Raw genomic sequence first — 18425 nt, 5'->3', positions numbered from 1 at the left:
GTCGGCCCCGGGCCGGGGGCCGACCGCGCCGGTCGGTGGGGGACGCGCGGGTCCCGTGGGCGGGCGCGCGGTCCCGTGGGCGGTGCGCGCGCGGTCCCGGCGGCGGCGGGCGCTGTGGCACCATGGCGGTTCCGGCGCCCCGCCGCGGGGCCCGTTCGCACCCGCCCCGAGGAGAGTCCCGATGACCGCCGCCGAGCCGACGTCCGCCCCGACCGCCGAAGGGGTTCCCGTTCCGGTCTTCCGGGCCGCCGAGGTCGGGGACGTGCCCGCCCTGGTGGCGCTGGTGGAGTCGGCCTACCGGGGCGAGTCCAGCCGGGCGGGCTGGACCACCGAGGCGCACCTGCTGGAGGGGCAGCGCACCGACGCGGCCGCGGTGGCCGAGCTGCTGGAGCGCCCCGACTCGGTGGTGCTGCTGGTCGAGCGGGACGGCGCCCTCGCGGCCTGCTGCCACGTCGAGCGGCGCGGCAGCGCGGCGTACTTCGGCATGTTCTCGGTCTCCCCGCTGGTCCAGGGCGGCGGCCTGGGCCAGCAGGTGCTGGCCCGGGCCGAGGAGTGGGCCCGGGCCGCCTGGGGTGCGACCGCGATGGAGATGACGGTCATCGAGCAGCGCGCCGACCTGATCGCCTGGTACGAGCGGCGGGGATTCGCCCGTACCGGCGACTTCGAGCCCTTCCCCTACGGGGACGAGCGTTTCGGCGTGCCGCTCCGCCCCGATCTGCGCTTCGTCAAGCTGGCCAAGCAGCTTGACCAGAACGGGAGTTGAGCATCCGTCACCACGCGGACGGGGCCGGCGGGGCGACCACCGGCGGGCGGTCGTCGCAGGTGAGGGTGTTGGGCAGCTCCCAGGAGGCGAGCCAGTCGCCGGTGGTGCCGCCGCCGGAGTTGCCGCCCCGGTCGGTGACCGAGAACTCGGAGCCGGTCGGGGTGAAGTGGAAGGTGCCGCAGTTGTTGATGCCGACGGCGCCGACGTTGCGGGCGGTCACGTTCTCGAAGCTGGCAGAGCCGGCCACGCGGGCGCTGAGCACCGAGGTGCCGGTGCCGTCGATCTTCACGTCCTTGAACGCCAGGTTGGACAGCTTGTACTGGTCCTTCACGCCCCACTCGGCGACCGCCATGATCGCGTTGTAGGTGGAGTCCAGGTAGTGGTCACCGGTGACCTCGATGTCGGCGTCGATGTCCCGGTCCAGCACCTCGAACCAGATCGCGCCGAGGCCGATGTTCCAGTTCAGCTCGTACGTCCCGGCCCGGACGGTGGTGTTGTCGGTGAAGTGCAGGTACCCGGCGAACGGCTCGGCGCCGAACCGGGAGCCGGCGTGCAGGCCGGAGCCCTCGCGGACCGGGTCGGCGACCAGGTTGTTCGAGACGGTGGTGTCGGTGCCGCCGTAGACGGCGATGGCGTTGGCCAGGGTCGGCGACTGCACGGTGTTGTGGTCGATGACGGTGCGGGCGTCCGCGGTCTTCTCCGACCAGAGCGCGATGCCGTCGTCGCCGGTGTTGCGCAGGAAGTTGTCCCGGATCACCGAGTCGGCCACGCCGGTGTGGAAGTTGATGCCGTCGGCGATCTGGTCGGCGATCTGGTTGCCGGTGACCTTCAGGTTCTTCATCGGGCCGTCCAGCCAGATGCCGACCTTGGTGTGGTGGATGTACAGGCCCTCGATGCTGGAGTCGCTGAACGCGCCGCCGACGCCGTTGACCTGGTCGGTGTCGATCCGTTCCCGGACGTCGCCCTCGATGGCGAAGCCGGACAGGTGGACGTCGTGGCTGCCGCCCTGCGCCGCGTCCTTGCCGTAGACGCCGACGCCGGTGTGCACGCTGCCGTCCGGCGCGGGGGCGGCGAGGGTCTGCTGGGTGCCCTTGAGCACGGTGTACCAGCTGCCCGCGCCGATCACGGTCACGTCGTCGACCACGAGGTGCCGGTTGACCTGGAAGACGCCCGGCGGCAGGTAGACCGGCAGGTGCAGGGTCCTGGCGAGCTTGACCGCGCGGTCGATGGCGTCCGCCGAGTCGCGCCGGCCGGTCGGGTCGGCGCCGGTCGCCAGCACGTTGACGGCCTTCAGCTCGACGTGCGGGGCGGCGACCAGCTGCGAGTCCAGCAGGTCGATCGCGGCCCACGGCGCCTTCGACCCGGCGGGCAGCGCGATCCGGACCTTGTCGCCCGCCTTGTAGGTGCGGCCCAGCAGCAGCCGCTGCTCGTCGTACACGTGGCCGGGGCGGAACGGGGTGGAGACGGTCGGCGCGGGGGTGGTCGCGGCGGGCACGCAGCCGCACTCGGTGATCCACCAGTCCGGGTGCAGCAGCCCGGCCTGCGGGTCGTTGCTGAACGGGTACTGGTTGTACAGCCAGGAGTACTGGCTGGTGGCCGACAGCTGGCGGCGGTCCTTGCCGTTCACCGTGACGTCCAGCGGGGCGGTGATCCCGCCGCCGTTCGCCGCGTCCGGCAGGCTGTAGCGGACGGTGATCGCGTTGGCGGCCGCGGGCAGGGTGAACTCCACGTACTGGCCGGGGGCCAGCTTCACCGCGCTGCGGCCGGAGGCCTCCGCGGCCAGGGTGTACGCGGTGCGGTCGGCGGCGATCACGCTGCCGGTGGTGGCGGCGTTCTCGGCCTCCTGCTCCTGGAAGTCCACCCGGGCGCCGCGGCCCGCGGTCAGCGCCGGGTCGATCCCGGCCCGGGTCACCACGGCGGCGCCGCCGGAGGAGGACGCGGCGTGCGCGGCCGGGGCGCACAGCGCCACCCCCAGCCCCAGCACGGAGGCGACCACGACCGCCCCGGCGCGGGCCGAGCGGGGGAGGACGGAACGGGAGGGGGACGCGGGGGCAGCAGTCATCGGGGACCGGCTCTCTGAAAGGCGTGGTGGAGGTGAGCCGACAGTAGGGGCGCACGCGGCACGACCACAAGAGAGTTGCACGGAAATTTCTACCTGATGTCAGATTCTTGCGACCGAAGGGTCAATCGTTGCGGTGCGACCGGCCTGCCGCCCCACCTGCCGCCCGGACCCGCCAGGCATGCCCCCACCGGCCCGGGGCCCCGTGCCGAACCGCCCCGACCCACTCGTGCGGACCCGGGACACGCCGTGCGGCGCGCCACGGGCGTGCGCGCCGCCGGGGCCCGGCCGATGCTGGCCGCATGACGAGCAACAGCACCACTGAAGAGCCCCTGGTCCGGGTCGCCGAGTTCCGCACCGACAGCCGCTACCGCCTGGTCCACTTCCGGGACGCGGGCTGGGAGCCGCTGGCCCCCGAGGAGTTCGAGCCCGAACTGCACCGCCACTTCCCCGACCTGGACCCGCACGACCCCGTCCGGGTCCACTGGGACGACCGCCCCTGGGAGTGGCCCGCCTGGCGCCCCGGCGAAGCCTGACCCCGCCGGAGCCCGGCCCGGCGGGGCCTGACCCCGCCGAACGCCGGAGCCACGTCGGAGCCCGGCCCCGTCGGAGCCCGGCCCCGGCGGGCGCCGGAGCCCGGAAAGGCCGGAGCCCGGCCCGCGTGCGGCGGGCCGGGCTCCGTGCTGCGCCTCGGTCGGTTCAGCGGGTCGCCGCCAGCAGGGCCAGGACCTCCTCGGTGGTGCCGGTCTCGCCCAGCCGCGGAAAGATCCGCTGCACGCTGTTGCGGTGCGCCTCCGCGTCCAGGTCGGTCATCGCGTCGACCGCCAGCGTCACGTGGTAGCCGTGCTCGTGCGCGGCCCGGGCGGTGGACTCCACCCCGAGGCTGGTGGCCACGCCGGTCAGCACGATCTGCGTCACGCCCCGGCGGCGCAGCTGCACGTCCAGGTCGGTGCCGTGGAAGGCGCCCCAGTTGTGCTTGGTGACGACCAGGTCGGACGGGGCCGCCAGCTCCGCCGAGATCCGGTCCCAGCCCTCGGGCCGGGCCGGGCCGGAGCCGCCCCGGTTCTGCTCGGTGCGGCCGGGCGGCACGTCCCCGCCGTCCCCGGCGAAGGACACCCGCACCAGCACCACCGGCAGCTTGGCGGCGCGGAACGCCCCGGCCAGCTCGATGCTGCGGGCCAGCACCTCGCCGGTGGGGTGCGGGGCGGTGGGGGCGGCCAGGATGCCCTGCTGGAGGTCGATGACGACCAGGGCGGTGTTCGGGTCGAGCGCGGTGACGGACACGGCGGGCCTTTCGTCGGGGCGTGCGGACGGCCCGGGGCCCGGACTGTCCAGTTCCACTGCGCAGGTTACCTGTACAGTTCGGACGTCCGGGCCCCGGGCCGCCGGGCTCCGGCTCAGCCCGCCAGCTGCGCCTCGATCGCGGCCACCAGCTCCGCCGACTCCGGCTCGGTCCGCGGCCGGAACCGCCCGACCACCTCGCCGTCCGCCGACACCAGGAACTTCTCGAAGTTCCACTGCACGTCCCCGGCCTCGCCGGTCGCGTCCGCGACCTCGGTCAGCCGCTCGTACACCGGGTGCCGCTCCGCCCCGTTCACGTCGATCTTCTCGAACAGCGGGAAGGACACCCCGTACGTGGTCGAGCAGAACTCCTGGATCTCCTCCGCCGACCCCGGCTCCTGCCCCATGAACTGGTTGCACGGGAACCCGAGCACCGTGAACCCGCGCTCCCCGTACGTCTTCTGCAGGCGCTCCAGGCCCGCGTACTGCGGCGTCAGCCCGCACTTCGAGGCCACGTTCACCAGCAGCAGGACCTTGCCGCGGTGCTCGCCCAGCGAGGACGGCTCGCCCGCCAGCGTCCGGATCGGGAGTTCGAACAGCGCATCTGCCATGACCTGAACCTGCCTTCTTCGAGACGACATGCCAACACCCCCGAACCTACCCCGCCGCCCCGCCCCGGCGGAGCCTCCCGGCCGGTCGCCCGCCCGGCACCGCTCCCCGGCCGGGGGCGACGACCGCTAGAGGAAGAGCAGGCCGAGGGCCCGGACGGCTCCGGTCAGCACGACCGCCAGGCCGCAGCGGACGATCACCACCCGGGTCGGCCCGCTCCAGCCCGACCGCCTCCCGTAGGGGGAGGGCCACGCACTGCGGCGGCGCCGGGGCCAGGGGCGCCGCAGCCGGCGCGGAACGGTCCGGGCGGGCCGGGCCGGTCGGTGGCGGGGCCGGGCGGGTGAGCGGCGGCCGAGTCGGCCGCCGCTGGTGCGGCGTCCGGCCGTTCCGCCCGCCGGGGCGGGATAGTCGGGAGCCGGGCGCGTTCCGCCGCCCGACCGCCCCCGTCCGCTCCGCCGCAAGGGAACGCCACGATGACCGACACCGGCACCTCCTACCGCGACCTCCGCGCCCTGGTGATCAACTGCACGCTCAAGCGCTCCCCCGAGCGCAGCCACACCCAGGGGCTGATCGACCTCAGCACCGGGATCATGGAACGCCAGGGCGTGACGGTCGAGGTGCTGCGCGCCGTCGACCTCGACATCGCCACCGGCGTCTGGCCCGACATGACCGAACACGGCTGGGACACCGACGAGTGGCCCGTCATCTACTCGCAGATCATGAGCGCCGACATCCTCACCCTGGCCGGACCGGTCTGAGCCGGCGGAACACTCTGCCTGCCGCCAATCGCGTGCCATGATGGCCCGCCCCGGACGGAGAACGAGTGATGACCGACCTGCCGTACGTAGACCTCTACCTGCGCAAATCGCGCGTCGTCCGCGACGAGGACCCGCGTGACCTGACCTCCATCCAGTCCCAGGAGAACACCGGTCGGGCCTGGGCCGCGCGGGAGGGGTACCGGGTCCGCGAGGTGTGGGTGGACAACCTGTCCGCCTGGAGCGACATCGAGCGGCCCGAGTTCGACAAGGCCCTGGCCGCCGTCCTGGCGGGCGAAGTACCGGCACTGTGGTGCGCCTTCCTGGACCGGTTCACCCGCAAGGGCATCGACGACATCGGGCCGATCCTGGGCAAGGCCCGCGTGATCTTCGACTACGAGGGGCTGGACTCCTCGATCGAACGGGACCGGCGCTGGATCATCGACCGCGCCGAACAGGCCCGCGAGTACTCCAACCGCCTGTCGTACAACATCAAGTCGACCAAGGCGACGATGCGGGCCCGCGGCCAGTGGACGCAGAAGGCCCCCTACGGCCTGTGCGCGGACAGGACGAGGAAACTGCACCACGCGCCCGAGACGTGGCGGATCGTCCTGCACGTGGTGAAGTGCGTCGCGCTCGGCTTCTCGCAGCGGTCCGTGGCGAAGGCGCTCAACTCCGGCCCGAACCCCGTCCCCGGCCCGGGCGGCGGAAGGTGGCAGGCGAACGCCATCTCGCGGATCCTGCACAACCCGGTCTACGAGGGCTGGCAGGTGGCGCCGCGTCGGCAGAAGGTCACCCGCGGCCGGTTCGAGGCGTTCCGGGACCGCGACGGGAACCGGGTGAGCGTGCTCGCCGAAGGTGTGGAACCCGTACCGGCCGACCTGCTCGCCCGGGCCCGGCAGGTCGCGGCCGGCTTCACTTTCGCCTCCCCTGACCAGGCCGCCCGGGTGGGGACGACCCGCGAACTCCTCACCGACGCGGTGAAGTGCCCCGGCTGCCGGGGCGGTGCGTCCCCCGATTCGCAGAACTACCGGTGCTGGCGCGCTGTGCAGGGCGATGTCTGCCCTGCACCGGTGTCGGTCAGCCGGGCGCGACTCGAGGAGTACGTGACCGAAGCCTGGTTCTCCTGGATGAACGCGGCGGAGCCGGACGACCCGCTCCTGGTGAAGGCCGCCCAGCGCTGGAAGGGCCTCCAGCAGCCGGACAACGGAGCTGAACTCGCGGAAGCCGCAGCCGCGTTGAAGTCGGCCGAAGCCGGGATCAAGCGGTTGGTGGAACAGCAGGCCTCGGGCTTCTTCGACCCGCCGTTCGACACACACCTGCCGATCCTGCAGGCCGAAGCGCGGACCGCCTTGGAGAACGCGAAGCGGAGGGTGGCGGACGCCAGCCCGAAGCGCCTCGACGTCTCATTCCTCTTGGAGGACGCCGCGATCCGGCATGCCTGGGCAGAGGCCGACCTGCCGCTGCGACGCGAGTTGCTGCGCCTCGTGATCCGCCGGGTCGTGGTGACGAAGGGCCGTCGGGGATGCAACGTGTTCGACGGCCCGGCGCGCGTGGAGATCCACTGGCTCGACCAGCCCGACCCGTGGTGGAAGCCGAAGGACCAAGGATCCTTCGCCGCGGCAGCCTGACCGACACGGCCGGCCTGCCGCCGTCACACCGCGGCGGGCCGGTCCCCGGCTGTGCCGGGCTTCGAGACAAGGGGAGACGGCCGAGTCAAACCGCGCCGGATCCGGATGCTCTCACCACTCGACGAGAGGTGAGGAGGCGTCCTGTGGCGACGTACCGTTGTGTGACATCCGGTCTTCCGGCGGCTGCTGAGCGGATCAGCGTGATGGCCGAGGAAAGGTGGTGCTTCGTCGCCGGCAGCCGAGAGAGCGCAGTTGCGGTCGCTTCGGCACTGGGTGGCAGGGTCGACGCAGCCGACCCCCGCGATTCCTCGCCCACCCGCGTGGTGAGGACCGGATCCGACTCCCTCTCGATCACGATGCAGGGAGCCGAGTCGATCTCGTTCCGGATGGTGCACCGGGGCGTGCGGGGGACTGGCAAGGTCCGGGCGGATCACCGGAATTGTCACCGCCCTGCTGCTCTCGAAGTGAAGCAGTGCGGCTGTGGCACGGGCCTGGCGGAGCAGCGCTCTGCGGCCAGGTCCGGCCACGGCGCGAAGCCCGAGATCAAGATCGCGTTCCGGCTGACCGAGGCGCCTTCGCTCGGGATGTTCGAGTTCGCCACCTCGTCATGGACGCTGGCCGGGACGCTGGGACCCGCACTGCGGGCGTTCGCCGAGGGCCGGGCGTCGCTGCAATGCGAACTCAGGATCGAGTCCCGCTGCTTCGAGACGTCCGACGGCGTGCAAGTGACGTGCCACGAGCCGGTGCTCGTCCTCGGCTGAGCCGTTGGAGCGGGATCACGGCCCGACCGGGTGAGCCTGTCAACCGGTCGGTCCCGTGGCTGGTGAGCTGACCTGAACGACCTGAGCAGCAGCAGAAGGAGAGGAAGCCATGCCCGCGCCTGGCACGTCGTACGGTGACCTTCGAGCCCTGGTGATCAACTGCACGCTGAAGCGATCGCCGGAACGGAGCCACACCCAAGGGCTCATCGACATCAGCACGGGAATCATGGAACGCCAAGGCGTGGCGGTCGAAGTCCTTCGTGCCGTCGACATCGACATCGCGACCGGCGTGTGGCCGGACATGACGGAGCACGGGTGGGAGACCGACGAATGGCCGGTCATCTACTCGAAGGTGATGGCCGCTGACATCCTTACGCTAGCCGGGCCTGTGTGGCTGGGCGACAACTCTTCCGTCATGAAGCGCGTCATCGAGCGGCTGTACTCCTGCTCGTCGGTCCTCAACGAGCACGGCCAGTACGCCTACTACGGGCGGGTCGGCGGCTGCCTGATCACCGGGAACGAGGACGGCGCGAAGCACTGCGCGATGAACGTGCTGTACAGCCTCCAGCACCTGGGGTACACGATCCCGCCGCAGGCGGACGCGGGCTGGGTCGGTCCGGCCGGGCCGGGGCCGTCGTACCTGGACGAGGGCTCGGGTGGGCCGGAGAACGACTTCACGAACCGGAACACCACGTTCATGACGTGGAACCAGCTGCACCTGGCGCGGATGCTGAAGGACGCGGGCGGCGTCCCGGTGCACGGCAATCAGCGCTCCGAGTGGGACGCGGGCTGCCGCTTCGACTTCGAGAACCCCGAGCACCGGTAGGGATCTTCGCTGGACCTGGTGATTTCGGCTGGTGTCGTACGGTCCGCGACTTGAACGCCCTTGTGCTCTACGGCCTGGTTCGATGCGGGTGCTGTTCGAATTCGGGGCGCGGCGCCGTTCCTCGGATCAGTGGCGGACGAGTTCGACCTCGGCGTCCATCACCTCCCACCACACCTCTGTGTCCCATTCGGTGACCTGTGGGAGGTGGTCGGAAACCTCCTGCACCTGCGGCATGTTCGGGATGGTTGCGGAGATGAGCGCCCGCATCAGCTCCTCGGCGGCGTAGCCGTGGTCGATCCCACCGAGGCCGCCGGGCGGGAGGTCTTCTCCGGGGATCCGCTGACGGGCCTTCTTCGGACCGTCCCAGGTGGTGGGCCCGTCCGCGCCGACCTGCCCGAGCACGGTGGCCGCGTACCGGCCGATGTTGACCATGCCGCGGAGGGTCATGAGCCGGTCGGGCACGTCGTCGGGCCGGGTCGTTCCGTCGGGCAGGACGATCGAGCGGTCCACCACCCATGCCTTGTCCTCGGCCCCGTCGAGGCGGAGCGGGCAGCCCCACACCGGCCAGGAGTTCATGTCGCCCTGGAAGAAGGCGAGCCACCGGTCCTTGTACATGTTGGCCAGCAGCCAGCGGATCTGGTGCTCCCGGTCGCCGGGGTCACCGAAGTTCAGGTGGACGCTGGCCACCGAGACCTCGCGCTTGCTGAGGGCCTTGGTGTGGGGATGGATGCAGCGGAGCTTGGCCGTGGCGGGCCGGTGCCGGACCGCGTTGGTGTAGGGGACCCACTCGGGGTCGGCCTGGAACAGCTCGGGCGCGAAGAACAGCGCGTTGCGGCTGCCGGGCTGGACGTTCGGTGCCTCCACGAAGTCCAGTTGGAGCTGCTGGGCGACTTCGGCAGCCTGGCCCTCCTGGAGCTCCTGGAGGGTGAGCAGGTGCGGGCGGTCGGCGCCGCGCTCCTGGACGAACTGACGCATGTGGTCGATCGCTTGGGGCAGCTTCCAGCCGTGCTGGATGTTCCAGCCGACGTGGACGAAGGAGCCCAGAGAGCCGGGCTCGGGCCTGACGGTGGTGCGGGTGCTGCTCATGCGGTTGCCTCTCGGTGTCGGGTCCTGCTGGAAGGCGAGCCGGGGAGTACGCCGGACCGGCGGCGGTGCCCGGGGCCGCAGTCGAACGGGCGGCCGGGTCACGGCCGCGACGGCGAGAGGGACTTGGTGGCGGTGTTGGTGATGACGGCGGTGGCCAGGGCGAGGGCGGCGGTGATCCGGTCGTCGTGGTCGGTCGTCAGGGTGGCCGGGCCGACGACGCCGGAGTCGGCTGCGATGGCTGTGAGTTGGCGGAGCTGTTCGGTGGGGAGGCCGTCGGCGAGGCGGTGGCGGGCGAGGTCGCGGGCACTGTAGCCCTCAGGTGCGGCGAGCGTCCGGGTGACGGCGGCGACGTAGAGGCGGGCGGCGTCGGGGAGTCGGCCGGCGGCGGTGGCGAGGTCGGCGACGGTCAGGGCGAGCCGGGTGTCGAACACCGCGCTGCCCTCGCGCGGGGTGACAGTGGCGTGGGCGCGGAGCATCACCTCGGCCTGTTCGGCGGCCGGGGCTCCGTCGAGCAGCGTGCACGCCACGGTCAGGGCGGCGGCGATCGCGGACTCCCACTCCTCCTCTACGGGGAGGTTGCAGGCCAGGGCGCGGGCGAGGGCGGTGCGGCCTTCGAGGGCCATGGCGACGGTGGCGACCTGGCGGGCCTCGAAGAAGCGGGTGCCGGGGGCAGGGGACTGCTTAAGGTGGCGGTGGGCTTCGGCCCAGCGGCCGTCGCGTACCAGCGCGCGGGCACCGTCGAAGACCCGAATGTCGTTCAGCCACGTGCGGACGTCAGCGCGGTCGGCGTCGTTCGCGGTCAGCCCGGCGAGCGGGATGAGCAGACCACCGGGGAGGGTGGCGTTGTCGTTGGCGGTGACCGCGCGCAGCAACTCATCCAGGGCGGCGAGGGCGGCGGTGCCGTTGCCCGCGCGCAGTTCGAGGTGGGCGAGGTTGACGAGGGGTTCGAGGGCCAGGCGGGCCAGGTCGGAGGCCAGCGGCCGGTGGGCGAGGTAGAAGCCAGCATGGTTGAGGCACAGTACGCGGGCCAGGCCGGGCAGGCCGCGGTCGGAGGCGAGGAGCGCGGCGCGGTTGTGGACACTGGCGGCGGTGGCCGGGTTCCCAGTGTCGGCGGCCTGCCGGGCGAGGTCGGTGAGTTGCTGGATCCGCTGCTCCAGCGGGGCGGCGAGGGCGTGCCTGCGGGGGACGAGGGGCAGGCGGGCGAGGGCATCGCCGAGCGGGCCGGTGGGCCGGGCGGTGCGCTGGGTGGTCATCGCAGCACCGCCTCGTTGGCGTCGACCAGGTCCAGGACGGCGCCGGCGGCGGCCGAGACGAGGGCGGCCTGCTGGTGGTGCGGGAGGCCGAGGCGGTTGGCGGTGAACAGCTGGTGGTGGGCGAGGACGGCGCGCTGCCCCCGCCACAGCTGCCCTTCGTCGGCCAGCGCCCGCAGGGTCAGGCCGTAGACGGCGAACGCGCCGAACCAGGGCGCGACGTGGGCGAGTCGGCCTTCCAGGAGGGCGGAGCCGGGGGTGGTGTCGGCCTGCAGGAGGGTGCGGGTGGCGTCGGTCAGGCGCGGGCTCGGGACCGACAGCCGCCCGCCGTCGGCGGGCCGGTTCTCGGCGACCTGCGCCCAGGTGTCGCCGATCTCGTACCAGTCGAGCCCGGCCCCGCGCATCGCGGCCGTGCCGAGCAGCAGCCACAACTCGGCCCTCTGGTCGGGGAATTCGCCTCGGTGGACCGCGCCGAGGTAGGTGAGGGCGTGGCGGCTGTCCTGGTGGAAGAGGCGGTGGGCGGCGGGCATGGCGGCGGCCCCGCCGAAGGCGTAGGTCTCCAGCTCGTAGATGGCCGGGGTCCAGTCGCTGATCATGCCCGCCGCGCGGCACATGTCCAGGGCCTCGTTGACCGCGAACGCGGTGGTGGCGGCCTCCATGGTGCCGGAGGCGCTCTCGCGGTAGCGCAGCCGCCACCGCTCGCCCTTGCGCAGGAAGTGCCAGCAGTCGATCAGCCCTTGGTCCTCCAGGGATATCAGGGCAGGGCCGAGGAGCCGGACGGCGTGCTCCTCGGGGGTGTCGGTGGCCAGGTGCAGGTGGACCTGCGTCCAGGCGCGGTCGCCGATGGCGAGCACGGGTTCTCCTTCTTCGGGTCAGGTCGGTCAGACGAGCAGCAGCAGGGCGTCCCAGCCGGTGCCAGAGCTGTCGGCGGCCAGGGAGCAGCGGGCCAGGGAGATGCCGGCGGTGCCTTCGAGCAGACCGTGGCCGGTGGCGTCGGTGCCGGGGTCGGGCAGGCTGCTGGCGGCGGCGAGGATGCGCAGGGCGGTGGCGTGGTCGGTGCGTTCGGCGAATCGCCGGGCGGCCAGGCGGACCCCGGCGGTGCCGTGGCAGACGGTGCCGTCGGTCAGGCTGTGGGCCTGGTCGGGGTCTTCGAGGGCGTCGAGGAAGGCGGCTTCGGCGGTACGGGCGCGGTCTGCATCGCCGGTGGCGCGGGCGGCGTGGTGCAGGGCGGTGGCGATGCCGGGGGTGCCGTAGCACCAGGACGGGCGCAGCGGCTTCGACTGCCGGGTGCACCCCTGGTCGGCTTCGGCGGCGGTCAGGGCCTCGGGCCACCAGGCGCGGGCGGCGCCGTTCTGCTGCCAGGCATCCATCCAGTCGAGGATCCGTTCGATCGCCTCCAGGTGGCCCGGGACGCGGGTGCCGTCGAGGTAGGTGAGGGCCAGCAGGGCGAGCGGGCCGGGGATGCCGTGCGCGAGGCCGAAGTTGCCGTGCCCGCCCGGGTAGCGGTCGTCCTGCTCACCGCTCGGTGCGAGGTGCGTCCACCAGCCCGAGCGCCCCTGCACCGGCTCGGTCAGCCGCACCAGGTAGGACAGCACCTCGCACAGCAGCTCTTGGCGGCCCCGGGCCCGCAGGTGCGTGCCGAGGCCGGTCAGGCCACCGAGAAGGTCGAACTCCCCGAAGGCGGGCCGCATCCCGCAGTCGATGCGGCGGTGGGCGGCGGCCAGGCGCTTGCGGACGATCTCCTCCACTGCGGCGTTCAGGCCCGTGCGCGACTGCTGGTAGGCATGCGGCCCGTGGAGCGCTGCCAGGTGCAGGACGTGAGCGACGGCGGGCGCGCCGTAGAACACGCTGGCCCCGGTGAAGGAGTTCACCGGCTGGCTCACGCACGCGGTGATCCACTGGTGCGCGGTGTCCCAGCTCCCCCGGCCAGTGGCGGCACGCTCGATGTGCAGCAGTGCGGTGGCAAGGCCGCCCTTGGCCAGGGACTGGCCCCACTGGGCGGAGGCGTCGGTGGGTGGTGCGAGCAGGTCGGCGGTCATGCCGGTTGTCCTTCTCTGGCAGGGTCGGTACGGGCCTGGGCGGTGCGGATCAGGGCGGCGGCGCGGGCCAGGCGGTGGCAGGTGCGCTCGCTGAGCGGATCGAGGCCGACGGCGCGGGCGTGGTGCAGGTGCAGCAGCGAGCTGAGGACGTCCGCGGGCTCCAGTTCCCCGTCCCGGCCCAGCGCCGTGCGGTAGCGGGCCAGTTGCCGCCCCCGCACCTCCCACTCCGAGGCGAGCGCGCGGCCTTCCCCGGTGAGCGCCAACCGGTTCGGGCGGTCGGCGAGTTCGGCGGCCAGCCGCGGCGCAGAGTGCGGCAGCGCGATGTCGCTGTGCCGAGGTACCCGCTCCAGCAGCCAGGCGTAGCCGGCCTCGGGGCCAAGCAGTGCGGTGGCGAGGTCGAGCATGCTCGCCGCCGTCAGGGTGGCCGGGTCGGTGGAGGTGGCGCGCTGGTAGGCGAGTTGGGCCAGCGCCGCCCGGGAGTCGAGCGCGAAGAACTCCTCCGCCGCCCGCAGCGCCGCCCCGCGCCCGTACCGGCCGGACTCCGGCAGGTAGGTGTCGAGCTCCATCCTCGTCAGCAGGCCCTCCTCCCGCATCTGCTCCGCCCACCGGCCGATGCGCTCGGCGGCCAGCGACCACGCGGCGACGGCGGAGACCGGGATGCGCAGGCGCACGTGCGGCTCGGGGTCGGTGTGCCGCAGGAACCACCACTGCGGCGGCACCACCCAGCCGGCGGCCAACCCCGGTACTCGGGAGAGGAGTTCGTCGGTGCGGCGCGGGTTGCCGAACAGCCGGGCCGACAGCCACCCGGACGCGCCCGGCAGGTGCCCGGACCGCACGGTGGCCGGCCTCCCTGGCCGAGGGCGGGTGGCGGGCAGCGGCGGGCGGGTGGAGTGCAGCTGCACGGTGATCTCATGCGCTCGGCCGCACCACCGGTTGTCGTCTGCCCGGGGGGCCTCGATCAGGACCGCGGTCGGCTCCCGCAGCAGGTGCTCGCGCAGTAGCACCAGGTGCTCCGGCAGGCGCAGGTCCAGCGGCAGCCGAAGGTCCTGCTGGGACAGGTAGACCGCCGCCCGGACGTTGTAGCGGTCGATCCACTCGCCCGCCGCCGCCCGCCACTGCTCCCACTCGGCGTCCTTGCCGGGCAGGTCGGCGGCGGGCAGGTGCCAGCGCGCCGCCGACAGCACCACCTCCCCGTGGCGCACACGCGGCAGGTAGGGCAGCCGCCCGGCGGCGCCCCAGTTGAACGCGGTCAGCCACGGGGTGTGGGCATGGGTGATCTCGCACAGGAACCGCACCAGCGGGTCGGTGTTCGCCCGGAAGTCCACCGCGTTGAGGACCCGCACCTCCACCGGGCGGCGGTCGGCGAGCCGCACCAGCCACATCCGCTGCTCGTCCGCGCACACCCCCAACTCCTCCAGCCGCAGCACCGCGCCGATCTGTGGGTACTCGCCCAGCGACAGCAGGGGCAGCAGCGCCGGGGCCCGGGAGACGTTCTCCGCGCGGGCGTACAGCGGGGGCGTGGAGACCTGCACCACCAGCGCGTCGGCCCGCAGCGGCGGCGCGGCGGCGATCGCCGCCTCCAGCTCGCGGCGGCGCTCGGGCTCCAGCAGGTACAGGAACCGGCCCGCGGTCGTGCCCGCTCCGCGCGGCACCGCCTGCACCACGGGGGTGAACTGCGCGGCCCCGTAGGTGAACGGCCCTACACCGTAGGCCGACAGCCGCACCGTCAGCTCCGCGTGCGGCTGCACCGCCCCCTCGGGCACCGGGTCGGGGGCGAGGCGTTCCAGCAGCGGGCCGTCGAGGTCGATCTCGTCCAGGCACTCGACGGCGGCCTTCTGCGCCAGCGCCAGAAGCCCCGCGTCGCGTCGCCCGAACTGCGGCGGCACGTCGGGTAGGACCGAGTCCCGGTAGCGGGCGGGGAAGCCCATCCCGGTGTCCGGGTTCACCAGCTCCAGCACCGGCACCACCGCGCCCGGCCCGAACCGCTCGGCGAAGCGGCGGTGGTAGTCCACCCACGCCGGGTGCCCGTTCGGGAACGGCGACAGCTGGGTCAGTACCTCGGCCGCGCCTGCTACCAGCGACGCCACCCGCCGGGGCAGCGCCGCGGGACCGGCGTCCAGGTGCAGGTCCACCATCAGCGGCGACGGCCCGTCCGGGACCCCGCGCGGCTGGCGGGTCAGCTCCCTGGTCAGCCGCGTGCGTAGCGTCCGCTGCTCCGTCGGGTCGTCCAGCTCGTTGTGCCGGGTCAGCTGCCCGCGCACCGTTCGAAGGGTGTTCCAGGTGGCTTCGGCGGCGGGGACCTGGTCGAGGCCGGTGGTGCGGGCGATGGCGAGCAGGTGGCCGAGCGGGTCGGTCGCGGTCGTCGGCAGCCGCAGGATGCTGATCAGGAAGCCCTGGCGCACCAGCTCGCCGAGCATCGCGCGGACCTTGTCCGCCGGGGCGGCCGGGAAGCGGTCGGCGAGTTCGCCGAGCGTCATCGACACCGGGCCGTCGGCCGCCTTCAGCACGGCCAGCACCGGGGCGGTGGCGCGGACGGACACCTCTGCCGGTTCTCCGTCCTGGAGGTTGCGGGTCACCGGCAGGACGACGCGGCACCCGCGGAGCACCCGCAGCTGGTTGGCCGTCACCGGCAGCAGATCGCCGACCGCTTCCTCCAACTCCCGCACCACACCGGCCAGCCAGCGCGCGTCGGGCCGCGCCACCGCCTGGCCCGCGCCCCAGCGGGGCGGGGCGGCGGACTCGCCGAAGGGCACCGCGGTCACCCCGGCGAACAGCCCGAAGGGCGTGGCCCGCTGCTGGCGTAGCGCGTACTGCATCACCGAGGCCGTCAGGCGGCACAGCCGCCGCCGGGGTACGTGGTCGAAGTTGAAGACCACCTCGCGGACCCGGGCGGCCAGTTGCGGGCCCGCGGCGACCTCGACGGCCGCCGCGAACGGGGCGTCTGACCAGACGTGCTGGAGCCAGGCCCGCCAGTTCGCGGTGGCGTGGGGGCCGGTGTCAGCCAGGTCGGGCCACCACCCCGGTCCGGCCCCGGCTGGACGGGCAGCGGCCCGCAGCAGGGCTGGTCCTGCGACGCGGTACAGGGCCACGGGAGTTCTCCTCGGTTCTGGAAGATTTCGGGAGGTCCTGGAAGGTTCCGGGAATGCCGGGGCCCGGCGTGCGGCGGCTTGACGACCGCACGCCGGGCCCGGTCACACGGGGAGAGGGGCGGTCAGACGTTGCCGCCGAACGAGGCGCAGGCGGTGCCCGAGCAGGTGCTGCCGCAGCCGTCGTCGGTGGAGCGCAGCAGCGCGGCCACCGGGTCGGCGCCCTCGACGATCGTCACGTCGAGCTCGAAGTCGCTCGCGGCGGCGGTGCCGGTGATGGTGGTGCTCATGGTGCTTCCTCCTTGAGTCGGTGGTGCAGGACCTGGCCGCGGACTACGGCCAGGAGATCGTGAGCCGGACGTGGGTCTTGTCGATAACCAGCCCATCCGGAAGCTGGTCGTTGGGGGTGCCGATCGGCTGGGCAGTGAAGACCGGGCAGCTGCCGGAGCGGTGCTCGCGGTCCCACCTGCGCACCTCGGCGTTGATCAGGGCGGCCAGGGGTCCCCCTTCGGGGCCGAAGCCGTGCGCACCGAACTCGAACTCCGCCGGGTCTTCGCTGATCCTGCGCAGCGCGAGGTAGGCGAGGCTGTCGCCCTCCACGATCACCGGGCACGCCATCCGGTTCGCCGGGGCGACCGTCTTGGTGTCCAGCTCGGGGTCCACGGACATCAGGCCGAAGCCGGGCAGCGAGGACGCCAGCCACAGGTACAGGGAGTCGAAGGGCTCCTGGTTGCCGATCGTCACCCCGCTCCACCACTCCGCGCGGGGCGTCTCCAGCACGCCGCCCAGGCGGCTGGTGTCCGGGCGCTCCAGCTCGTCGAAGCGCAGCCCGACCTCCTTCGTGCCGCGTGGCAGCACCAGGAACTCGTCGTGCGCGTCCGCGCCCTGGATCTTGACGAACCCGGAGACAGTCGCGGACACGCTCACCAGCCGCTCGCCCTCCCGGCGGAAGGCGATCGAGCGGGTCAGCCCGCGCATCCGCAGCGGCACGGTGATCGTGCCGCCCTCGACCAGAGCGCCGGTCCACGCCGGCGGCAGGTCCCACGCCCCGACCGTCACGACGATCCGGTCGAACGGGCCGCCCTCCACCAGCTCGGAGCCGTCCGCCAGCACCACCCGCACCCGCTCGTACCCGGCCTCCGCGAGGTACTTCTCCGCGCGCTCGGTGACGAACGGGTCGATGTCGACCGTCACCACCTCGCCGCCCTCACCGACGAGTTCGGCGATCAGCGCCGCGTTGTAGCCGCCCGAACCGACCTCCAGCACCCGCATCCCCGGCCGCACGTCCGCCTGCTCCAGCATCTGCGCCTGGATCCGCGCGGCCGACACCGAGCTGACCGCGAGCCCGTACTCGTTCCGCTTGGTGACCAGCGCCCGCTCGGGTTCGTACGCCTCCGCGACCGGCACCTCGGGCGCGAACACATGCCGGGGCACGGCCAGCAGCGCGGCCGCCACCCGGTCCGTACGGAGCGCGCCGCCGGAGCGCAGTGCCTCCACCATCGCGGTGCGCAGAGCCTCATCCCCGTCCGGCAACGACCGGCCGACGGAGTCTGCCAAGGTGGACATCGTTCTCCTCTTGATTCGCCGCACGGATGCGGCACCGTTCCGGAGCCGGGACGTGGCAACGTCCCAACTCCTTTTTCTGGGAAAGTCATCAGCGCGTGCCCGGAGCAGATCACCGCGTCGCCGAGCTGCCGTCACCGAGAGATGCGAGACCTGGCAGCCGATATCCGAGGCTTGCCCCCACTCAAGCGGCCTCCCCGACGTCCGAGTGCTGCGACTGCCCCGACAGCCGGGCCCACACGGTCTTCGCTCCAAGATCAACCGTCACCCCCCAGTCATCGGACAGATCGGCGACCAGCAGAAGCCCTTGCCCGTCCACGCGCACACCTGCGGGGCGCGGGCGCGGTCGGAGTTCGGACCGGTTGTCGCGGACCTCCAACCAGCAGTCACTGTCGATCTCCTGGAGCCGCACGGGTACGACCTCGCCGGCACGGCAGGCGTGGCGGATGGCGTTGGTGACCAGCTCCGAGCAGATCAGGACCATGTCGTCGATGCGCTCCGGATCCCACCCCCAACCCAGGAGGGTCCGCCGGACAGCGCCACGGGCCAGTCGGGCCGATGCCGCTGTCGCCGGAAACTCCTGCTCCCACAGCCGGAGCCCCTGTACTGTCACGTCCACGCCCGCTCCCTCCGCCGTCTCCGGTCGCTGCCTCACGAACCGCACGGTTGTTCCCGGCAGTTGGTGTTCGGACGGTGCCGCCCGCTTGCTCAAGACA

Annotated in this window: 16 protein-coding genes and 1 pseudogene; 6 read left to right on the top strand and 11 right to left on the bottom strand. The window is 72.9% G+C overall.

Annotated elements, in window-relative coordinates; all coding sequences use genetic code 11:
• Positions 1-181 precede the first annotated feature (181 nt).
• Positions 182-763: a GNAT family N-acetyltransferase gene (locus ACWEO5_RS13885; protein WP_452162616.1), complete on the top strand. Its 582-nt coding sequence runs from the start codon at positions 182-184 to the stop codon at positions 761-763.
• A 7-nt stretch (positions 764-770) separates the two neighbouring features.
• Here the strand turns inward: ACWEO5_RS13885 and ACWEO5_RS13880 are convergent, their stop codons facing one another.
• Positions 771-2825 (bottom strand): glycosyl hydrolase family 28-related protein, encoded by a 2055-nt coding sequence (locus ACWEO5_RS13880; protein ID WP_452162615.1) that lies wholly within the window; start codon positions 2823-2825, stop codon positions 771-773.
• 299 nt (positions 2826-3124) lie between these two features.
• On the opposite strand from ACWEO5_RS13880, the gene ACWEO5_RS13875 reads away from it, so the two are divergent.
• Positions 3125-3358: a hypothetical protein gene (locus tag ACWEO5_RS13875; RefSeq protein WP_344556354.1), complete on the top strand. Its 234-nt coding sequence runs from the start codon at positions 3125-3127 to the stop codon at positions 3356-3358.
• A gap of 163 nt (positions 3359-3521) precedes the next feature.
• Here ACWEO5_RS13875 and ACWEO5_RS13870 read toward each other — a convergent pair whose 3' ends face one another.
• Positions 3522-4106, bottom strand: coding sequence for an isochorismatase family protein (locus tag ACWEO5_RS13870; RefSeq protein ID WP_452162614.1), 585 nt, complete (start codon positions 4104-4106; stop codon positions 3522-3524).
• Positions 4107-4219: 113 nt separating this feature from the next.
• On the bottom strand, positions 4220-4714 hold the full coding sequence (locus tag ACWEO5_RS13865) for a glutathione peroxidase (RefSeq protein ID WP_452162613.1): 495 nt from the start codon (positions 4712-4714) through the stop codon (positions 4220-4222).
• Positions 4715-5185: 471 nt separating this feature from the next.
• Between ACWEO5_RS13865 and ACWEO5_RS13860 the strand changes: the two are divergent.
• From ACWEO5_RS13860 to ACWEO5_RS13845, 4 genes and pseudogenes are all read left to right on the top strand, one after another.
• Positions 5186-5467 (top strand): annotated as a pseudogene (locus ACWEO5_RS13860) (flavodoxin family protein); the annotation flags it as partial.
• Positions 5468-5538: 71 nt separating this feature from the next.
• Positions 5539-7098 carry a recombinase family protein gene (locus ACWEO5_RS13855; protein ID WP_452162612.1) on the top strand — a complete coding sequence of 520 codons (1560 nt, stop codon included), beginning with the start codon at positions 5539-5541 and terminating at the stop codon, positions 7096-7098.
• A gap of 143 nt (positions 7099-7241) precedes the next feature.
• On the top strand, positions 7242-7859 hold the full coding sequence (locus ACWEO5_RS13850) for a recombination directionality factor (RefSeq protein ID WP_452162611.1): 618 nt from the start codon (positions 7242-7244) through the stop codon (positions 7857-7859).
• 109 nt (positions 7860-7968) lie between these two features.
• Positions 7969-8685, top strand: coding sequence for a flavodoxin family protein (locus tag ACWEO5_RS13845; protein ID WP_452162610.1), 717 nt, complete (start codon positions 7969-7971; stop codon positions 8683-8685).
• Positions 8686-8811: 126 nt separating this feature from the next.
• Here the strand turns inward: ACWEO5_RS13845 and ACWEO5_RS13840 are convergent, their stop codons facing one another.
• The 8 genes from ACWEO5_RS13840 to ACWEO5_RS13805 form a co-directional block, all read right to left on the bottom strand.
• Positions 8812-9771, bottom strand: coding sequence for a hypothetical protein (locus ACWEO5_RS13840; protein WP_452162609.1), 960 nt, complete (start codon positions 9769-9771; stop codon positions 8812-8814).
• A 98-nt stretch (positions 9772-9869) separates the two neighbouring features.
• On the bottom strand, positions 9870-11024 hold the full coding sequence (locus tag ACWEO5_RS13835) for a hypothetical protein (protein WP_452162608.1): 1155 nt from the start codon (positions 11022-11024) through the stop codon (positions 9870-9872).
• On the bottom strand, positions 11021-11875 hold the full coding sequence (locus tag ACWEO5_RS13830) for a thiopeptide-type bacteriocin biosynthesis protein (RefSeq protein WP_452162607.1): 855 nt from the start codon (positions 11873-11875) through the stop codon (positions 11021-11023). Before ACWEO5_RS13830 ends, ACWEO5_RS13835 begins: the two co-directional genes overlap by 4 nt.
• Positions 11876-11902: 27 nt before the next feature.
• A complete protein-coding gene (locus ACWEO5_RS13825; protein ID WP_452162606.1) occupies positions 11903-13060 on the bottom strand; it encodes a lanthionine synthetase C family protein in 1158 nt (385 codons plus the stop codon).
• Entirely contained in the window at positions 13057-16149 is a 3093-nt protein-coding gene (locus ACWEO5_RS13820) for a lantibiotic dehydratase (RefSeq protein WP_452162605.1), read from the bottom strand. Before ACWEO5_RS13820 ends, ACWEO5_RS13825 begins: the two co-directional genes overlap by 4 nt.
• Before the next feature lie 122 nt (positions 16150-16271).
• On the bottom strand, positions 16272-16436 hold the full coding sequence (locus ACWEO5_RS13815; RefSeq protein WP_111552634.1) for an FxLD family lanthipeptide: 165 nt from the start codon (positions 16434-16436) through the stop codon (positions 16272-16274).
• Between the two features lie 43 nt (positions 16437-16479).
• Positions 16480-17712, bottom strand: a complete 1233-nt coding sequence (gene fxlM / locus ACWEO5_RS13810; protein ID WP_452162604.1) for a methyltransferase, FxLD system — start codon at positions 17710-17712, stop codon at positions 16480-16482.
• Positions 17713-17893: 181 nt separating this feature from the next.
• Positions 17894-18328 (bottom strand): ATP-binding protein, encoded by a 435-nt coding sequence (locus ACWEO5_RS13805; RefSeq protein ID WP_452162603.1) that lies wholly within the window; start codon positions 18326-18328, stop codon positions 17894-17896.
• Positions 18329-18425: the final 97 nt, after the last annotated feature.

This window comes from Kitasatospora sp. NPDC004272 (genome assembly GCF_053603035.1).
Note: the sequence above shows the minus strand (reverse complement) of the source record. Positions and strands in the feature narration are given on the sequence as shown.